Here is a 17,173-nt window from a genome sequence, read left to right on the forward strand (position 1 = left end):
AGGATACATAATGAGTAGCGTAGATATTCTTGTTCCCGACCTGCCTGAATCTGTAGCAGATGCGACCGTCGCTACCTGGCACAAAAAACCAGGCGATGCCGTTAAGCGTGATGAAGTGCTGGTAGAAATCGAAACTGACAAAGTGGTACTGGAAGTACCGGCTTCGGCGGATGGCGTTCTGGACGCAGTGCTGGAAGATGAAGGTACCACCGTCACCTCTCGTCAGATCCTGGGTCGCCTGCGTGAAGGCAACAGCGCGGGCAAAGAGTCCAGCGCGAAATCTGAAGAGAAAGCCTCTACACCGGCTCAGCGCCAGCAGGCTTCTCTGGAAGAACAGTCTAACGACGCGCTCAGCCCGGCGATCCGTCGCCTGCTGGCTGAACACAGCCTTGACCCGGCAGCCATTAAAGGTACCGGTGTGGGCGGTCGTCTGACCCGCGAAGACATCGACAAACACCTGGCGAAAGCGCCTGCTCAGGCAGAAGCGAAAGCGCCAGCTGCAGCCCCTGCAGCCCAGCCTGCTCTGGGCGCGCGCAGCGAAAAACGTGTCCCTATGACTCGCCTGCGTAAGCGTGTGGCTGAGCGTCTGCTGGAAGCGAAAAATTCCACGGCGATGCTGACCACCTTCAACGAAGTGAACATGAAGCCAATCATGGACCTGCGTAAGCAGTACGGTGACGCCTTCGAAAAACGTCACGGTATCCGTCTGGGCTTTATGTCCTTCTACGTGAAAGCGGTGGTTGAAGCGCTGAAACGCTACCCGGAAGTGAACGCGTCCATCGATGGCGATGACGTGGTTTACCACAACTACTTCGACGTCAGCATGGCGGTTTCGACCCCACGTGGCCTGGTGACACCGGTCCTGCGTGATGTTGATACCCTGGGTATGGCTGACATTGAGAAAAATATCAAAGAGCTGGCTGTGAAAGGCCGCGACGGCAAGCTGACCGTAGAAGACCTGACCGGCGGTAACTTCACCATTACCAACGGCGGTGTATTCGGTTCACTGATGTCTACCCCAATCATCAACCCGCCGCAGAGCGCGATCCTGGGTATGCATGCCATTAAAGATCGTCCTATGGCGGTAGACGGTAAAGTGGAGATCCTGCCAATGATGTACCTGGCGCTCTCTTACGACCACCGCCTGATCGACGGCCGCGAATCCGTGGGCTTCTTGGTCGCCATTAAAGAGCTGCTGGAAGATCCAACGCGTCTGCTGCTGGACGTCTAGTAACCATTTAGCATCACCTGCCCTGTAGGCCGGATAAGCGTAGCGCCATCTGGCACACAGATCGCGCCGGTCTACAGGTTTGAAGATAACGATTACCCTGAAGGATGGATAGAACACATGAACTTACATGAATATCAGGCCAAACAGCTGTTTGCCCGGTATGGCTTACCGGCTCCGGTGGGTTATGCCTGTACTACCCCGCGTGAAGCAGAAGAAGCCGCATCTAAAATCGGTTCCGGCCCGTGGGTAGTTAAGTGTCAGGTTCACGCTGGTGGCCGTGGTAAAGCGGGCGGTGTGAAGGTTGTTAAGAGCAAAGAAGAGATTCGTGCGTTTGCTGAACATTGGCTCGGCAAGCGTCTGGTGACCTACCAGACAGATGCGAACGGCCAGCCGGTTAACCAGATCCTGGTTGAAGCGGCGACTGATATCGCGAAAGAGCTGTACCTGGGCGCGGTGGTTGACCGTAGCTCCCGTCGCGTGGTGTTCATGGCGTCTACTGAAGGCGGCGTGGAGATCGAAAAAGTGGCGGAAGAGACACCACATCTGATCCACAAAGTGGCTATCGATCCGCTGGCAGGTCCAATGCCTTACCAGGGGCGCGAGCTGGCGTTCAAACTGGGTCTGGAAGGCAAGCTGGTTCAGCAGTTCACCAAGATCTTCATGGGCCTGGCGACGATCTTCCTGGAGCGTGACCTGGCGCTGATCGAGATCAACCCGCTGGTGATCACCACTCAGGGCGATCTGATCTGCCTCGACGGCAAACTTGGCGCTGACGGTAACGCTCTGTTCCGCCAGCCGGACCTGCGTGAAATGCGCGACCAGTCTCAGGAAGATCCACGTGAAGCGCAGGCTGCACAGTGGGAGCTGAACTACGTGGCGCTGGATGGCAACATCGGCTGCATGGTTAACGGTGCGGGCCTGGCAATGGGCACCATGGACATTGTTAAGCTGCACGGCGGCGAGCCAGCAAACTTCCTCGACGTAGGCGGTGGCGCAACCAAAGAGCGCGTAACCGAAGCGTTCAAAATCATTCTCTCCGACGACAATGTGAAGGCCGTTCTGGTTAACATCTTCGGCGGCATCGTACGTTGCGACCTGATCGCTGACGGTATCATCGGTGCGGTAGAAGAAGTGGGTGTTAACGTTCCGGTTGTTGTACGTCTGGAAGGTAACAACGCTGAACTCGGCGCGAAAAAACTGGCTGACAGCGGCCTGAATATTATTGCAGCGAAAAGTCTGACGGATGCAGCTCAGCAGGTTGTTGCCGCAGTGGAGGGGAAATAATGTCAGTTTTAATTAATAAAGATACCAAGGTTATCTGCCAGGGCTTCACCGGTAGCCAGGGGACTTTCCACTCCGAACAGGCGATTGCCTACGGTACGCAGATGGTTGGCGGCGTAACGCCAGGTAAAGGCGGCACCACGCACCTGGGTCTGCCGGTGTTCAACACCGTGCGTGAAGCTGTAGAAGCGACGGGCGCTACCGCGACCGTGATCTACGTTCCGGCTCCGTTCTGCAAAGACTCTATTCTGGAAGCCATCGATGCAGGCATTAAGCTTATTATCACCATCACTGAAGGCATCCCGACGCTGGATATGCTGACCGTGAAAGTGAAGCTGGACGAAGCGGGCGTGCGCATGATCGGCCCGAACTGCCCAGGCGTTATCACCCCGGGCGAATGCAAAATCGGCATCATGCCGGGCCACATTCATAAGCCGGGCAAAGTGGGTATCGTTTCCCGTTCCGGTACCCTGACCTATGAAGCGGTTAAGCAGACGACCGATTACGGCTTCGGCCAGTCCACCTGTGTGGGCATCGGCGGTGACCCAATCCCGGGCTCTAACTTCATCGACATCCTGAAGCTGTTCCAGGAAGATCCACAGACCGAAGCGATCGTCATGATCGGTGAGATCGGTGGTAGCGCGGAAGAAGAAGCGGCTGCTTACATCAAAGAACACGTGACCAAGCCTGTTGTCGGTTACATCGCGGGCGTGACTGCACCGAAAGGTAAACGTATGGGTCACGCAGGCGCGATCATCGCCGGTGGTAAAGGTACGGCTGATGAGAAATTTGCCGCGCTGGAAGCCGCAGGCGTGAAAACCGTTCGCAGCCTGGCGGATATCGGCGAAGCACTGAAATCCATCATTAAGTAAGTCCTCTCTGCTCCCCGGAAGGGGGGCGTTGCAGTATAAAAAATGTCCGTTTCGACATGGTTGGCCGCTGTAAAGCGGCCTTTTTTATTGCCTGCCGGGCGTCATGCAATAGTCACAACTGGGTGTTAATTAGAGAGGATGTAAAAGTAAAATAATTGTTATTTATTTGCCTTAAGAGAGCAGATGGAAAAAAACAAAAAACGTACTAAAATTTATGTCCTGAATAAATCAGTCATTAAGCATTACTAAGTTAATAAAAATCACTTCTGTTTATATTCATCCGTTGATTCGATAACCTTAATTGTATTTCATATACATATCTTTAACATGGTTTTTACCATGTTCACCACATCAAAACACAATTAACACATAGAATTGTTTTTGATTTAAATCAATGTTTAATCCTTGGAAAAAGGCGCCGAAAAGCGCTAAATTGTTCCCGATCAAAATGGCCGAAAAGTGGTAATTTTGCTATAAATTGATCGCCGTCGAAAAACGTAAATATGATTCAATAAAAACCTGTTTATTGTAAGGGTTTTGCAGCGTATTATATTTACGGGATCAATTTGAGTTTTTTATTAACGTATTCGTAACCTCACGTCATCGTTTTTATCCTCCCTCAGGGTAATAACGACGACAAGGATGCGAATAATTTGTATTGGGGCATGCGTGTGGGTCTCGTTCTGACGGGGTTCACTCTCGGAGTCTTCATGCGATGAGCAAGGAGTCATGATGTTAGATATAGTCGAACTGTCGCGCTTACAGTTTGCCTTGACCGCGATGTACCACTTCCTGTTTGTGCCACTGACGCTTGGTATGGCGTTCCTGCTGGCCATCATGGAAACGGTATACGTTCTCTCCGGCAAACAGATTTATAAAGATATGACCAAGTTCTGGGGCAAGTTGTTTGGTATCAACTTTGCGCTGGGCGTGGCAACCGGTCTGACCATGGAGTTCCAGTTCGGGACTAACTGGTCTTACTATTCTCACTATGTAGGGGATATTTTCGGTGCGCCGCTGGCCATTGAAGGTCTGATGGCCTTCTTCCTCGAATCCACCTTTGTAGGTCTGTTCTTCTTCGGTTGGGACCGTCTGGGTAAAGTCCAGCATATGGCGGTAACCTGGCTGGTGGCATTAGGTTCGAACCTGTCCGCGCTGTGGATCCTGGTCGCGAACGGCTGGATGCAGAACCCTATCGCGTCTGATTTCAACTTCGAAACCATGCGTATGGAGATGGTCAGCTTTGCCGAGCTGGTCCTGAACCCGGTAGCACAGGTTAAATTCGTCCACACCGTGGCTTCCGGCTATGTGTGCGGCGCGATGTTTGTACTGGGCATCAGCTCTTATTACATGCTGCGTGGTCGTGACTTCGCCTTTGCCAAGCGCTCCTTTGCTATCGCTGCAAGCTTCGGTATGGCTGCCATCCTCTCTGTTATCGTTCTGGGTGATGAATCCGGTTACGAAATGGGTGACGTGCAGAAAACCAAACTGGCCGCAATTGAAGCCGAATGGGAAACGCAACCGGCTCCTGCTGCCTTTACGCTGTTCGGTATCCCCGATCAGGATGCGCAGGAAAACCGCTTCGCGATTCAGATCCCTTACGCGCTGGGTATCATCGCAACCCGTTCTGTTGATAAGCAGGTGACGGGTCTGAAAGAGCTGATGGTTCAGCATGAAGAGCGTATCCGTAACGGTATGAAAGCCTACTCGCTGCTGGAACAGCTGCGTGCCGGCTCGACAGACCAGGCTGTTCGTGACCAGTTCAATACCGTGAAGAAAGATCTCGGTTACGGTCTGCTCCTGAAACGTTATACCCCGAATGTTTCTGATGCGACGGAAGCGCAGATCCAGATGGCAACCAAAGACTCCATTCCGCGTGTTGCACCGCTGTACTTTGCGTTCCGTATCATGGTGGGCTGCGGCGTCATCATGCTGCTGATCATTGCGGCGTCCTTCTGGTCTGTGATTCGTAACCGCATCGGCGAGAAAAAATGGCTGCTGCGTACCGCGCTGTACGGTATTCCACTGCCGTGGATCGCGATTGAATCTGGCTGGTTTGTTGCGGAGTATGGCCGTCAGCCATGGGCGATTGGTGAGGTACTGCCAACGGCAGTGGCGAACTCTTCCCTGACAGCGGGCGACCTGATCTTCTCCATGCTGCTGATTTGTGGTCTGTACACCCTGTTCCTGGTGGCTGAACTGTTCCTGATGTTCAAGTTCGCGCGCCTTGGCCCGAGCAGCCTGAAAACCGGTCGCTATCACTACGAGCAGTCCACTGCGACTACTCAGCCGGCACGCTAAGACAGGAGTCATCAAATGATCGATTATGAAGTATTACGTTTTATCTGGTGGCTGTTGGTCGGCGTTCTGCTGATCGGTTTTGCCGTCACGGATGGTTTCGACATGGGGGTGGGGATGCTCACCCGTTTCCTCGGTCGTAACGACACCGAGCGTCGAATCATGATCAACTCCATCGCCCCGCACTGGGACGGTAACCAGGTGTGGCTGATCACCGCTGGCGGCGCGCTGTTCGCTGCCTGGCCGATGGTCTACGCGGCTGCGTTCTCCGGTTTCTATGTGGCGATGATTCTGGTGCTGGCCTCTTTATTCTTCCGTCCGGTCGGTTTCGACTACCGTTCCAAGATTGAAGATACCCGCTGGCGCAACCTGTGGGACTGGGGCATCTTTATCGGTAGCTTCGTTCCGCCGCTGGTGATTGGCGTGGCCTTTGGTAACCTGCTGCAGGGCGTACCGTTCCACATGGACGAGTACATGCGTCTTTACTACACCGGTAACTTCTTCCAGCTGCTGAATCCGTTTGGTCTGCTGGCAGGTATCGTGAGCGTGGCGATGATCATCACTCAGGGCGCAACTTACCTGCAGATGCGTACCGTGGGTGAACTGCACCTGCGTTCTCGCGCGACGGCTCAGGTTGCCGCGCTGGTTACGCTGGTCTGCTTCGCGCTGGCCGGTGTGTGGGTGGTGTACGGCATTGATGGCTACGTGGTGACGTCCGCTATCAACCACGCAGCGCCGTCTAACCCGCTGACTAAAGAAGTCGCGCGTCAGGCAGGTGCATGGCTGGTGAACTTCAACAATACGCCTGTTCTGTGGGTTATCCCTGCACTGGGTGTGTTGCTGCCGCTGCTGACCGTGCTGACGTCTCGCCTGGAGAAAGGCGCCCTGGCGTTCGTGTTCTCCTCACTGACGCTGGCGTGCATTATCCTGACTGCGGGTATTGCCATGTTCCCATTCGTCATGCCATCCAGCACCATGCTGAATGCTAGCCTGACCATGTGGGATGCAACCTCCAGCCATATGACGCTGAACCTGATGACCTATGTTGCTTGCGTGTTCGTTCCGATTGTTCTGGCCTACACCATCTGGTGTTACTGGAAAATGTTCGGACGTATCACTAAAGAGCATATCGAAAGCAACACCCACTCTATGTACTAAGTAAGGAGCTGAATATGTGGTACTTCGCATGGATTTTAGGGACGCTTCTTGCCTGTGCTTTTGGTGTCATCACTGCCCTGGCGCTTGAGCACGTTGAAGCGACCAAAGCAGGTGAAGAAAAACACTGATGAATATTATCGCGACACTTTACGCGGTAATGGATAAGCGCCCGTTACGGGCGCTTTCTTTAGTGATGGCATTACTGCTGGCAGGTTGTATCTTCTGGGACCCTTCGCGCTTTGCAGCGAAAACCAGCGGGCTGGAAATCTGGCATGGCTTCCTCATTATGTGGGCGGTGTGCGCAGGTGTGATCCACGGCGTGGGCTTTCGCCCGAAAGCCATTCACTGGCAGGGGATTTTTTGCCCCCTCATTGCCGATCTGGTGCTTCTCGCAGGTTTGATTTTCTTCTTCTTCTGAATAAGAAATGTCCGTTAACGTTATGGGCTTACCCGAGCCCATAAAAATTTACTCTCCGTTTACTTTCTCCCATTCCAAACCATCTTTCCCGCGCGTATAGTAGCGAAGTTTAAAAGCTCTAACTTTTGTTGCATTACTGGGATGTAAAGTGAATACAACGCTGTTTCGATGGCCGGTTCGTGTCTATTACGAAGATACCGATGCCGGTGGTGTGGTTTACCACGCCAGCTACGTTGCTTTTTATGAACGGGCACGCACAGAGATGCTGCGCCATCATCACTTTAGTCAACAGGTGCTGTTGGCTGAGCGAGTTGCCTTCGTGGTACGCAAGATGACGCTTGAGTATTTTGCGCCTGCCAGACTCGACGATATGCTCGAAGTCCAAACTGAAATTACATCAATGCGCGGGACCTCACTGGTTTTCACGCAGCGGATAGTCAATGCAGAGAACACCGTACTGAACTCAGCTGAAGTACTGATTGTTTGTGTTGATCCAACCATAATGAAGCCTCGTGCGCTTCCTAAGTCTATTGTCGCGGAGTTTAAGCAGTGACTGACATGAATATCCTTGATTTGTTCCTGAAGGCAAGCCTTCTGGTTAAACTTATCATGTTGATTTTGATTGGTTTTTCAATCGCATCCTGGGCCATCATCATCCAGAGAACGCGTATCCTCAATGCCGCTGGCCGTGAAGCAGAAGCGTTTGAAGATAAGTTCTGGTCGGGCATTGAGCTTTCTCGTCTGTATCAGGAAAGCCAGGGACGCCGTGAAAACCTGACCGGCTCCGAGCAAATTTTTTATAGCGGCTTCAAAGAGTTCGCCCGTCTGCACCGCGCAAATAATCATGCGCCGGAAGCGGTTGTGGAAGGGGCCTCGCGTGCCATGCGTATCTCGATGAACCGTGAGCTGGAAAACCTTGAAACCCACATTCCTTTCCTTGGTACTGTCGGTTCCATCAGCCCGTATATCGGCCTGTTTGGTACGGTGTGGGGCATCATGCACGCCTTTATCGCGCTGGGCGCGGTGAAGCAGGCGACGCTGCAGATGGTTGCCCCGGGTATTGCAGAAGCACTGATTGCGACCGCTATCGGTCTGTTTGCGGCAATCCCGGCGGTTATGGCTTACAACCGTCTGAACCAGCGCGTGAACAAACTGGAATTGAACTACGACAACTTTATGGAAGAGTTCACTGCGATTCTGCACCGTCAGGCGTTTACCAGCACCGAGAGCAACAAGGGGTAAACCATGGCCAGATCGCGTGGACGAGGTCGTCGCGAGCTCAAGTCCGAAATCAATATCGTTCCACTGCTGGACGTTCTGTTGGTACTGCTGCTGATCTTCATGGCGACAGCGCCAATCATTACCCAGAGCGTGGAAGTGGATCTGCCAGATGCGACAGAATCACAGGCGGTAAGCACCAATGACGATCCTCCGGTTATCATTGAGGTTTCCGGCGTAGGGCAATATAGCGTCGTGGTTGAAAAAGATCGTATGGATCAGCTTCCACCTGAACAGGTCATTGCTGAAGCGCAGCGTCGCCTGGAGTCAAATCCGAAAACGGTCTTCTTAATCGGTGGCGCGAAAGACGTACCCTACGATGAAATTATTAAAGCGCTGAACTTGCTACATAGTGCGGGTGTTAAGTCAGTTGGCTTAATGACTCAGCCTATTTGATCATCCGCGTAGTTTTTGGGAACCGATAGTGTCAAAGGCAACCGAACAGAACGACAAGCTTAAGCGAGCGATAATCGTCTCCGCAGTGCTGCATGTGATTCTCTTTGCAGGGCTGATCTGGAGTTCGTTCGACGAGCATATTGATGCATCAGGCGGCGGTGGCGGTTCTTCCATTGACGCCGTAATGGTGGATCCCGGTGCGGTCGTGCAGAACTATAACCGTCAGCAACAGCAGCAGGCGAGTGCAAAACGAGCTGAAGAGCAGCGTGAAAAACAGGCGCAACAGCAAGCGGAAGAACTGCGTGAAAAGCAGGCTGCTGAGCAGGAGCGTCTGAAGCAGCTTGAAAAAGAACGTTTGCAGGCCCAGGAAGCGGCGAAAGAGCAGGCACAGCAGCAGAAGCAAGCTGAAGAGGCCGCGAAGAAAGCCCAGGAACAGCAAAAGCAGGCGGAAGAGGCGGCAGCGAAAGCCGCAGCGGATGCAAAAGCACAGGCTGATGCCCAGGCGAAATTAGCGGCAGAAGCGGCGAAGAAAGCTGCTGCCGACGCCCAGAAGAAAGCCGAAGCGGAAGCCGCGAAGAAAGCCGCTGCTGATGCCCAGAAGAAAGCTGAAGCGGAAGCCGCGAAGAAAGCCGCAGCTGATGCTCAGAAGAAAGCGGAAGCCGAAGCTGCGAAAAAAGCCGCTGCTGATGCTCAGAAGAAAGCTGAAGCAGAAGCCGCGAAGAAAGCCGCTCAGGAAGCAGAGAAGAAAGCTGCTGCCGAGGCTGCGAAGAAAGCGGCTGCTGCAGAGAAAGCCGCGGCAGAAAAAGCCGCTGCTGACAAAAAAGCTGCAGCTGAGAAGGCCGCTGCCGATAAGAAAGCAGCAGCTGAAAAAGCGGCTGCTAAAAAGGCTGCCGCCGCTGAAAAAGCCGCTGCTGCCGCAGGGGTTGACGATCTGCTGGGCGATTTGAGCTCCGGTAAGAATGCGCCGAAAACGGGCGGTGGGGCGAAAGGAAGTAATGCTGCTCCTGCGGGAAGTGGTAACACTAAGAACAACGGTGCTTCTGGCGCTGAAATCAATGACTATAAGAACCAGATTGCTGCGGCTATAGCCAGCAGGCTTAACGATAAATCATTGTATACCGGGAAAACGTGCAGACTGCATATTAAACTGGCTACTGATGGTATGGTGCTGAGCGTTGAGTCAGAAGGTGGAGATGAAGCATTGTGCCAGGCTGCGCTTGTTGCGGTTAACCAGGCAAAATTGCCTAAACCACCGAGCCAGGCTGTGTATGAGGTATTCAAAGATGCCTCGCTGAACTTTAAGCCATGAGCAGAATGGCAGCGGTTTATGTTGGCGAGTTCTGATAGTTTTGTGTAAATGAGTTTGTTAACCTTCTGCTAAATTATCCAGGGCGAATTGTTCGGATAAGGGAGATATGATGAAGCAGGCATTACGATTAGCGTTTGGTTTTTTAGTACTGTTGACTGCAACAGTACATGCAACAGTCAGCATTGACATTACAGACTGGAACGACTCGGCACGCCCAATCGGTGTTGTTCCGTTCCAGTGGGCCGGTTCTGGCGCTGCACCTGAAGATGCCGGTGGCATCGTGGCGGCTGACCTGCGTAACAGCGGTAAATTCAACCCGTTAGATCGTTCTCGTCTGCCTCAGCAGCCGGGTAGCGCGCAGGAAGTTCAACCTGCCGCGTGGTCTGCACTGGGCATTGATGCCGTGGTTGTGGGTCAGGTTACCCCTAACCCGGACGGCTCTTACAATGTGGCCTGGCAGCTGGTGGATACCGGCGGTGCGCCAGGTACCGTTCTGGCACAGAACTCTTACAAGGTCACTAAACAGTACCTGCGCTATGCGGCACACGCAGCCAGCGATGCGGTATTCGAAAAACTGACCGGCATTAAAGGTGCGTTCCGTACCCGTATTGCTTACGTGGTACAGACCAACGGTGGTCAGTTCCCGTATGAGCTGCGCGTATCTGACTACGATGGTTACAACCAGTTCCTGGTGAAGCGTTCTTCCCAGCCTCTGATGTCTCCAGCCTGGTCTCCGGACGGCTCTAAACTGGCCTATGTCACCTTCGAAAGCGGCCGTTCTGCGCTGGTTATCCAGACGCTGGCTAACGGTGCTGTTCGTCAGGTGGCGTCGTTCCCTCGCCACAACGGTGCGCCGTCGTTCTCTCCGGACGGGTCTAAACTGGCGTTTGCGCTGTCTAAAACCGGTAGCCTGAACCTGTACGTAATGGACATTGGCTCTGGCCAGATCCGTCAGGTCACCGACGGTCGCAGCAACAACACTGAACCTTCATGGTTCCCGGACAGTCAAAACCTGGCGTTTACCTCTGACCAGGCTGGCCGTCCACAAATCTACAAAGTAAACATCAACGGCGGTGCTCCGCAGCGTATTACCTGGGAAGGTTCTCAGAACCAGAACTCAGACGTGAGCAGCGACGGTAAATTTATGGTAATGGTAAGCTCCAACGGTGGGCAGCAACACATTGCCAAACAAGATCTGGTAGCGGGTGGCGTACAAGTTCTGTCGTCAACGTTCCTGGATGAAACGCCAAGTCTGGCACCTAACGGCACTATGGTAATCTACAGCTCTTCTCAGGGGATGGGATCTGTGCTGAATCTGGTTTCTACAGATGGGCGTTTCAAAGCGCGTATTCCGGCAACTGATGGACAGGTAAAATCACCTGCCTGGTCGCCGTATCTGTAAATAATAATTAATTGATTACTAAAGGAATCATAGAAATGCAACTGAACAAAGTGCTGAAGGGGCTGATGATCGCTCTGCCTGTAATGGCAATCGCAGCGTGTTCTTCTAACAAGAACGCCAGCAATGACCAGAGCGGCGAAGGCATGATGGGTGCCGGCACCGGTATGGACGCGAATGGCAATGGCAACATGTCTTCTGAAGAGCAAGCGCGTCTTCAGATGCAGCAGCTGCAGCAGAACAACATCGTTTACTTCGATCTGGATAAATACGACATCCGTTCTGACTTCGCTGCGATGCTGGATGCTCACGCTAACTTCCTGCGTAGCAACCCATCTTACAAAGTCACCGTAGAAGGTCACGCGGACGAACGTGGTACTCCAGAGTACAACATCTCCCTGGGTGAACGTCGTGCTAACGCTGTTAAAATGTACCTGCAGGGTAAAGGCGTTTCTGCTGACCAGATCTCCATCGTTTCTTACGGTAAAGAAAAACCTGCAGTACTGGGTCACGACGAAGCGGCTTACTCCAAAAACCGTCGTGCCGTACTGGTTTACTAAGAGAATTGCATGAGCAGTAACTTCAGACATCAACTGTTGAGTCTGTCGTTACTGGTTGGAATAGCGGCCCCCTGGGCCGCTTTTGCTCAGGCACCAATCAGTAGTGTCGGCTCAGGCTCGGTAGAAGACCGGGTCACTCAACTCGAGCGTATTTCAAACGCTCACAGCCAGCTTTTAACCCAACTCCAGCAACAACTTTCCGATAACCAAAACGATATTGACTCTCTTCGCGGACAGATTCAGGAAAGCCAGTATCAGCTTAACCAGGTTGTGGAACGTCAGAAGCAAATCTTGTTGCAAATAGATAGCCTGAGCAGCGGTGGTGCAGCGCAAGCACAGCCAGCCGCGGGCGATCAGAGCGGGGCGGCAACCTCTGCGCCGGCAGCGGATGCATCTGCTTCAACAGGCGCGCCTGTACAGAGCGGTGATGCGAATACCGATTACAACGCGGCTATTGCCCTGGTGCAGGATCAATCCCGTCAGGATGACGCGCTTGTTGCGTTTCAGAACTTCGTTAAGAAATACCCTGATTCCACTTATCAGCCGAATGCGAATTACTGGCTTGGTCAGTTGAATTACAACAAGGGTAAAAAGGACGATGCGGCGTTTTATTTTGCCTCAGTGGTGAAAAACTACCCGAAATCGCCAAAAGCGCCTGATGCGATGTACAAAGTGGGCGTAATCATGCAGGACAAAGGCGACACTGCGAAGGCCAAAGCGGTTTATCAGCAGGTGGTTGCAAAATTCCCGGGCACCGAAGGTGCTAAGCAGGCGCAAAAACGTCTGAATTCGATGGGATGATTACCGCATGACCAGAAATCGCGTTATTTCTGGTCGTGCCGCATGATTACTAAGCAGTTAAGTGATCTTCATCGAAATTTTTGTTGCGCTGAATTCTTAAATCAGTAATATATGCCGCCGTTGCCACGGGATATCAAACAACGTGAAAACAGCGTAAAAGTGGGTCGTTAGCTCAGTTGGTAGAGCAGTTGACTTTTAATCAATTGGTCGCAGGTTCGAATCCTGCACGACCCACCACTAAGTCAGGTGGAAGTAGTAGTAAAACGTGAAGGATAACGTTGCGTCAGCAACGGCCCGTAGGGCGAGGCGAAGCCGAGTCATCCTGCACGACCCACCACTTAACGCATTATCAGCAGTACAGAGTGGGTGATTAGCTCAGTTGGTAGAGCATCTCCTTTACACGGAGGGGGTCGGCGGTTCGAGCCCGTCATCACCCACCACTCGGGTCGTTAGCTCAGTTGGTAGAGCAGTTGACTTTTAATCAATTGGTCGCAGGTTCGAATCCTGCACGACCCACCACTTCAAAGTGGAACCGAGTAAAATCTTCGAAGTCAGCACCCGAATGGGTCGTTAGCTCAGTTGGTAGAGCAGTTGACTTTTAATCAATTGGTCGCAGGTTCGAATCCTGCACGACCCACCACTTCGAAGAAAAAATCCCGCAAGGGGTCGTTAGCTCAGTTGGTAGAGCAGTTGACTTTTAATCAATTGGTCGCAGGTTCGAATCCTGCACGACCCACCAATGTTAAAAAGCGCCCTAAAGGCGCTTTTTTGCTATCTGCGATGCAACAAATGCTCCGCATATCTATTCCCGGTGACTTTTCACTCCAGATTCGCTATCTTGTTTAGTATACAAAACACAATTGCCATGCGTTTTGCTATGTCAGGCAAAAGAAAGGCAATATTGTTAAGCCAGTAAAACGAGAAGCCATAATGAGCGTGATGTTTGATCCTGAAGCCGCAATCTATCCGTTTCCGCCAAAGCCTGTCCCGCTAAGCGTGGATGAAAAACAGTTCTACCGAGAGAAAATCAAGCGTCTTCTCAAAGAGCGAGATGCGGTGATGGTGGCGCATTACTATACCGATCCGGAAATCCAGCAACTGGCGGAAGAGACAGGAGGCTGTATTTCTGACTCACTGGAGATGGCGCGCTTCGGTGCACGGCATCCAGCCTCCACGCTGCTGGTCGCAGGGGTGCGTTTTATGGGCGAAACGGCAAAGATCCTCAGCCCTGAAAAAACCATTCTGATGCCTACGCTTAATGCGGAGTGTTCACTGGACCTCGGCTGCCCGATTGATGAATTTAGCGCTTTCTGTGACGCCCACCCTGACCGTACGGTTGTGGTGTACGCCAACACCTCCGCGGCGGTAAAAGCGCGCGCTGACTGGGTGGTCACATCGAGTATCGCCGTTGAACTGATAGAACACCTGGATAGCCTGGGTGAGAAAATTATCTGGGCACCTGACCGCCATCTCGGCAATTATGTCCAGAAGCAGACGGGGGCAGACGTCCTCTGCTGGCAGGGCGCCTGCATTGTGCACGACGAGTTCAAGACCCAGGCGCTGGCGCGCATGAAGGCGCTTTATCCTGACGCGGCCATTCTGGTTCACCCTGAATCACCGCAGTCAATTGTCGACATGGCGGACGCCGTGGGCTCCACCAGCCAGCTTATCAACGCGGCCAGGACGTTGCCTCACAAGCAGCTTATAGTGGCGACCGATCGCGGTATCTTTTATAAGATGCAGCAGGCCGTGCCGGAAAAAGAGCTTCTTGAAGCCCCCACGGCAGGTGAGGGGGCAACGTGTCGCAGCTGTGCGCACTGTCCGTGGATGGCGATGAACGGTCTGAAAGCCATTGCCGAAGGGTTAGAAACCGGCGGTGCGGCGCATGAAATCCATGTGGATGCTGCCCTGCGTGAAGGCGCGTTAGTTCCACTTAACCGCATGCTGGATTTTGCGGCTACACTACGTACTTAATTCAAAACGCTCTGGGGAAAAGATGGATTTTTTTAGCACACAGAACATTCTGGTTCATATACCGATTGGTGCAGGTGGCTATGACCTGTCATGGATTGAGGCGGTTGGTACGCTGGCAGGATTATTGTGTATCTGGCTGGCAAGCCTTGAGAAGATCAGTAATTACGCGTTTGGGATCATTAACGTCACGCTGTTTGCGATTATCTTCTTCCAGATCCAGCTGTACGCCAGCCTGCTTTTGCAGCTGTTCTTCTTTGCGGCAAATATCTACGGGTGGTACGCGTGGTCGCGGCAGAACAGTCAGCAGGAGGCGGAGTTGCAGATCCGCTGGCTGCCCTTACCGAAAGCCATCGCCTGGTTTGTCGCGTGCGTGGTTGCCATTGGTTTAATGACGGTCTATATCAATCCGGTATTTGCATTCCTGACCCAAATTGCCGTGGCGGTCATGTCCGGTCTCGGTTTGCATGTGACGATGCCGGAACTGCAGCCGGACGCCTTCCCGTTCTGGGATTCCTGCATGATGGTGCTGTCGATTGCGGCGATGATCCTGATGACCCGTAAATACGTTGAGAACTGGCTGCTGTGGGTCATCATTAACGTCATCAGCGTGGTGATTTTTGCTCTGCAGGGTGTGTATGCCATGTCGCTGGAATATCTGCTGCTGACCTTCATCGCTCTGAATGGTAGTCGGATGTGGATTAACAGCGCGCGTGAGCGAGGCTCTCACGCGCTTTCCCGTTAAGGGTGATGATGATGTGAATGGCCGGACTGCGCCTCGTTAAGGTGGCAGTCAGGCCCGTTACAGGGCTGGTACTCCATCTGGATGGTGGCGTGGCCAATGTCGTAGTGATGTTCAAGAAAATGCTGGATGCGGTCTAGGAGCGCATCATGGTCGTGAGGCGGGATCACCTGGACGTGCAATGTCATGACCGGTTTTTCCCCTACCAGCCAGACGTGCACATGATGAACGTTGCGTACTTCCGGAACTGAGCGGCGCAGGTTACGCTTCAGCTCGTCGATATCCATGGATGTCGGCGCCCCTTCAAGCAGTTCATTAACGCTCTCCTTCAGCAGACGCCAGGCGCTGCGCAAGACCAGACACGACACCAGCACGGACAGAATCGGATCGACGGGCGTCCAGCCGGTATAGAGGATCACCAGTGCGGCCACAATCGCCCCGACTGAGCCGAGCAAATCCCCCAGTACATGCAGGGCAGCCGCGCGCACGTTGAGGTTCTTCTCCCCACTCCCACGGTGCAAAATCCAGAAGGCCAGAATATTCGCCAGCAGTCCGGCCACGGCAATCACCATCATTGTTGTCCCGGCGATCGGCTGAGGGTGTCTGAAGCGCTGTACCGCTTCCCAGACGATAAGCACGGTAATGACCACCAGCGCAATGGCGTTAACAAACGCGGCAAGGGTTGTCAGTCTCAGCCAGCCGAAAGTATGGCGCGCGTTCGGAGGACGACGAGCAAACTGCACGGCCAGCAGGGCGAAGAGCAGCGCGGCTGCGTCGGTCAGCATATGTCCGGCATCAGCCAGAAGCGCCAGAGAGCCGGAAACCAGCCCGCCAATGACCTCGATAACCATAAAGGTTGCCGTGACGCCAAAGGCCAGCATCAGTCGTTTAGCGTTGTCGTTGCCGGGAGTGTGAGAGTGCGAATGGGTGTGCGCCATGTGTGCTTTCCTGGTGTGTTATTGTTTTTAGTGTAGCGTTTTTAATAGGTTACTCCAAAAAGAAAGGAGAGCCTGAGCTCTCCTGTTTCTTCCCGATCACAACAGATTACTGGGTCGTGCCATCGGTTTTGGTATTGGCGTCATTACCCACTTTGTCGTTGGGATCCGGGCATTTGCCGTCTTTACACATCGAGTTCTTATGGACTTCATCCGAACTCATGTTGTCATGATTCATGGTACCGGAACCACTACCGTTCGGGTGCAACATGGTGCCCCCGGTATTGGTGTTGCCGGTATTAATCTGGTTGTTATCGACATTATTCGGGGCGATATTCTGTTTTGCATCAGGGGCGACCTGACCTGCTGATGCCGCCGCATTGGCATCACCGTTGTTATCTGAGGTGCCCGTTTCAGCGGCAAGGACGCTGCCGCTTGCCAGAGTGAGAGTGGCAGTCAGGAAGAGGGTTGCCAGTTTCGTCATTTTCATCATGGTGCTCCTGTTCTTGTCGTTACGCTGGATA

Annotated in this window: 18 protein-coding genes and 5 tRNA genes; 21 read left to right on the plus strand and 2 right to left on the minus strand. The window is 53.0% G+C overall.

Annotated elements, in window-relative coordinates:
• The first annotated feature begins 10 nt into the window (after nucleotides 1-10).
• The 21 genes from odhB (at nucleotide 11) to pnuC (ending at nucleotide 15,717) form a co-directional block, all read left to right on the plus strand.
• Nucleotides 11-1,231, plus strand: coding sequence for a 2-oxoglutarate dehydrogenase complex dihydrolipoyllysine-residue succinyltransferase (gene odhB / locus EKN83_RS17920; RefSeq protein ID WP_047958039.1), 1,221 nt, complete (start codon nucleotides 11-13; stop codon nucleotides 1,229-1,231).
• 117 nt (nucleotides 1,232-1,348) lie between these two features.
• Nucleotides 1,349-2,515, plus strand: a complete 1,167-nt coding sequence (gene sucC / locus EKN83_RS17925; RefSeq protein ID WP_006809579.1) for an ADP-forming succinate--CoA ligase subunit beta — start codon at nucleotides 1,349-1,351, stop codon at nucleotides 2,513-2,515.
• Nucleotides 2,515-3,384: a succinate--CoA ligase subunit alpha gene (gene sucD / locus EKN83_RS17930; RefSeq protein ID WP_008501094.1), complete on the plus strand. Its 870-nt coding sequence runs from the start codon at nucleotides 2,515-2,517 to the stop codon at nucleotides 3,382-3,384. Before sucC ends, sucD begins: the two co-directional genes overlap by 1 nt.
• Nucleotides 3,385-4,116: 732 nt before the next feature.
• Nucleotides 4,117-5,685 (plus strand): cytochrome ubiquinol oxidase subunit I, encoded by a 1,569-nt coding sequence (gene cydA, locus EKN83_RS17935; RefSeq protein ID WP_025757209.1) that lies wholly within the window; start codon nucleotides 4,117-4,119, stop codon nucleotides 5,683-5,685.
• A 15-nt stretch (nucleotides 5,686-5,700) separates the two neighbouring features.
• On the plus strand, nucleotides 5,701-6,840 hold the full coding sequence (cydB, locus tag EKN83_RS17940; protein ID WP_045286160.1) for a cytochrome d ubiquinol oxidase subunit II: 1,140 nt from the start codon (nucleotides 5,701-5,703) through the stop codon (nucleotides 6,838-6,840).
• Between the two features lie 14 nt (nucleotides 6,841-6,854).
• Nucleotides 6,855-6,968 (plus strand): cytochrome bd-I oxidase subunit CydX, encoded by a 114-nt coding sequence (gene cydX / locus EKN83_RS17945; protein WP_003858598.1) that lies wholly within the window; start codon nucleotides 6,855-6,857, stop codon nucleotides 6,966-6,968.
• A complete protein-coding gene (gene ybgE / locus EKN83_RS17950; protein ID WP_126801398.1) occupies nucleotides 6,968-7,258 on the plus strand; it encodes a cyd operon protein YbgE in 291 nt (96 codons plus the stop codon). The genes cydX and ybgE overlap by 1 nt, the downstream gene beginning before the upstream one ends.
• A gap of 148 nt (nucleotides 7,259-7,406) precedes the next feature.
• On the plus strand, nucleotides 7,407-7,811 hold the full coding sequence (ybgC, locus tag EKN83_RS17955; RefSeq protein WP_003858593.1) for a tol-pal system-associated acyl-CoA thioesterase: 405 nt from the start codon (nucleotides 7,407-7,409) through the stop codon (nucleotides 7,809-7,811).
• The gene (gene tolQ / locus EKN83_RS17960) at nucleotides 7,808-8,500 is read left to right on the plus strand and encodes a Tol-Pal system protein TolQ (RefSeq protein WP_008501101.1); all 693 of its coding nucleotides are present in this window, start codon (nucleotides 7,808-7,810) and stop codon (nucleotides 8,498-8,500) included. The genes ybgC and tolQ overlap by 4 nt, the downstream gene beginning before the upstream one ends.
• Nucleotides 8,501-8,503: 3 nt before the next feature.
• Nucleotides 8,504-8,932 carry a colicin uptake protein TolR gene (gene tolR / locus EKN83_RS17965; RefSeq protein ID WP_003858589.1) on the plus strand — a complete coding sequence of 143 codons (429 nt, stop codon included), beginning with the start codon at nucleotides 8,504-8,506 and terminating at the stop codon, nucleotides 8,930-8,932.
• Between the two features lie 28 nt (nucleotides 8,933-8,960).
• Nucleotides 8,961-10,241, plus strand: a complete 1,281-nt coding sequence (gene tolA, locus EKN83_RS17970) for a cell envelope integrity protein TolA (RefSeq protein WP_126801399.1) — start codon at nucleotides 8,961-8,963, stop codon at nucleotides 10,239-10,241.
• A 109-nt stretch (nucleotides 10,242-10,350) separates the two neighbouring features.
• Nucleotides 10,351-11,643 carry a Tol-Pal system beta propeller repeat protein TolB gene (gene tolB, locus EKN83_RS17975; RefSeq protein ID WP_025757211.1) on the plus strand — a complete coding sequence of 431 codons (1,293 nt, stop codon included), beginning with the start codon at nucleotides 10,351-10,353 and terminating at the stop codon, nucleotides 11,641-11,643.
• Nucleotides 11,644-11,678: 35 nt separating this feature from the next.
• Nucleotides 11,679-12,200 carry a peptidoglycan-associated lipoprotein Pal gene (pal, locus tag EKN83_RS17980; protein WP_003858578.1) on the plus strand — a complete coding sequence of 174 codons (522 nt, stop codon included), beginning with the start codon at nucleotides 11,679-11,681 and terminating at the stop codon, nucleotides 12,198-12,200.
• A 9-nt stretch (nucleotides 12,201-12,209) separates the two neighbouring features.
• The gene (gene cpoB, locus EKN83_RS17985) at nucleotides 12,210-13,001 is read left to right on the plus strand and encodes a cell division protein CpoB (protein ID WP_025757212.1); all 792 of its coding nucleotides are present in this window, start codon (nucleotides 12,210-12,212) and stop codon (nucleotides 12,999-13,001) included.
• A 161-nt stretch (nucleotides 13,002-13,162) separates the two neighbouring features.
• Nucleotides 13,163-13,238 (plus strand) — tRNA-Lys (locus EKN83_RS17990).
• Between the two features lie 127 nt (nucleotides 13,239-13,365).
• Nucleotides 13,366-13,441: transfer RNA gene (locus EKN83_RS17995), tRNA-Val, on the plus strand.
• 3 nt (nucleotides 13,442-13,444) lie between these two features.
• Nucleotides 13,445-13,520: transfer RNA gene (locus EKN83_RS18000), tRNA-Lys, on the plus strand.
• Between the two features lie 45 nt (nucleotides 13,521-13,565).
• Nucleotides 13,566-13,641: transfer RNA gene (locus EKN83_RS18005), tRNA-Lys, on the plus strand.
• 23 nt (nucleotides 13,642-13,664) lie between these two features.
• Nucleotides 13,665-13,740: transfer RNA gene (locus EKN83_RS18010), tRNA-Lys, on the plus strand.
• 191 nt (nucleotides 13,741-13,931) lie between these two features.
• Nucleotides 13,932-14,975, plus strand: a complete 1,044-nt coding sequence (nadA, locus tag EKN83_RS18015) for a quinolinate synthase NadA (RefSeq protein ID WP_025757213.1) — start codon at nucleotides 13,932-13,934, stop codon at nucleotides 14,973-14,975.
• A gap of 22 nt (nucleotides 14,976-14,997) precedes the next feature.
• Complete coding sequence (gene pnuC, locus EKN83_RS18020) at nucleotides 14,998-15,717, plus strand: nicotinamide riboside transporter PnuC (RefSeq protein ID WP_045285425.1); 720 nt, start codon at nucleotides 14,998-15,000, stop codon at nucleotides 15,715-15,717.
• On the opposite strand, the gene zitB is transcribed toward pnuC, so the two are convergent.
• Both zitB and EKN83_RS18030 read right to left on the minus strand, forming a co-directional pair.
• Complete coding sequence (gene zitB / locus EKN83_RS18025; protein WP_126801400.1) at nucleotides 15,714-16,652, minus strand: CDF family zinc transporter ZitB; 939 nt, start codon at nucleotides 16,650-16,652, stop codon at nucleotides 15,714-15,716. The two genes, pnuC and zitB, sit on opposite strands and share 4 nt — an antisense overlap.
• A 106-nt stretch (nucleotides 16,653-16,758) precedes the next feature.
• Nucleotides 16,759-17,139 carry a protein YbgS gene (locus EKN83_RS18030; protein WP_025757216.1) on the minus strand — a complete coding sequence of 127 codons (381 nt, stop codon included), beginning with the start codon at nucleotides 17,137-17,139 and terminating at the stop codon, nucleotides 16,759-16,761.
• Between the last annotated feature and the right edge of the window lie 34 nt (nucleotides 17,140-17,173).

The sequence above is a fragment of the Enterobacter sp. WCHEn090032 genome (assembly GCF_003986875.1).
Lineage (GTDB): Bacteria > Pseudomonadota > Gammaproteobacteria > Enterobacterales > Enterobacteriaceae > Enterobacter > Enterobacter sichuanensis.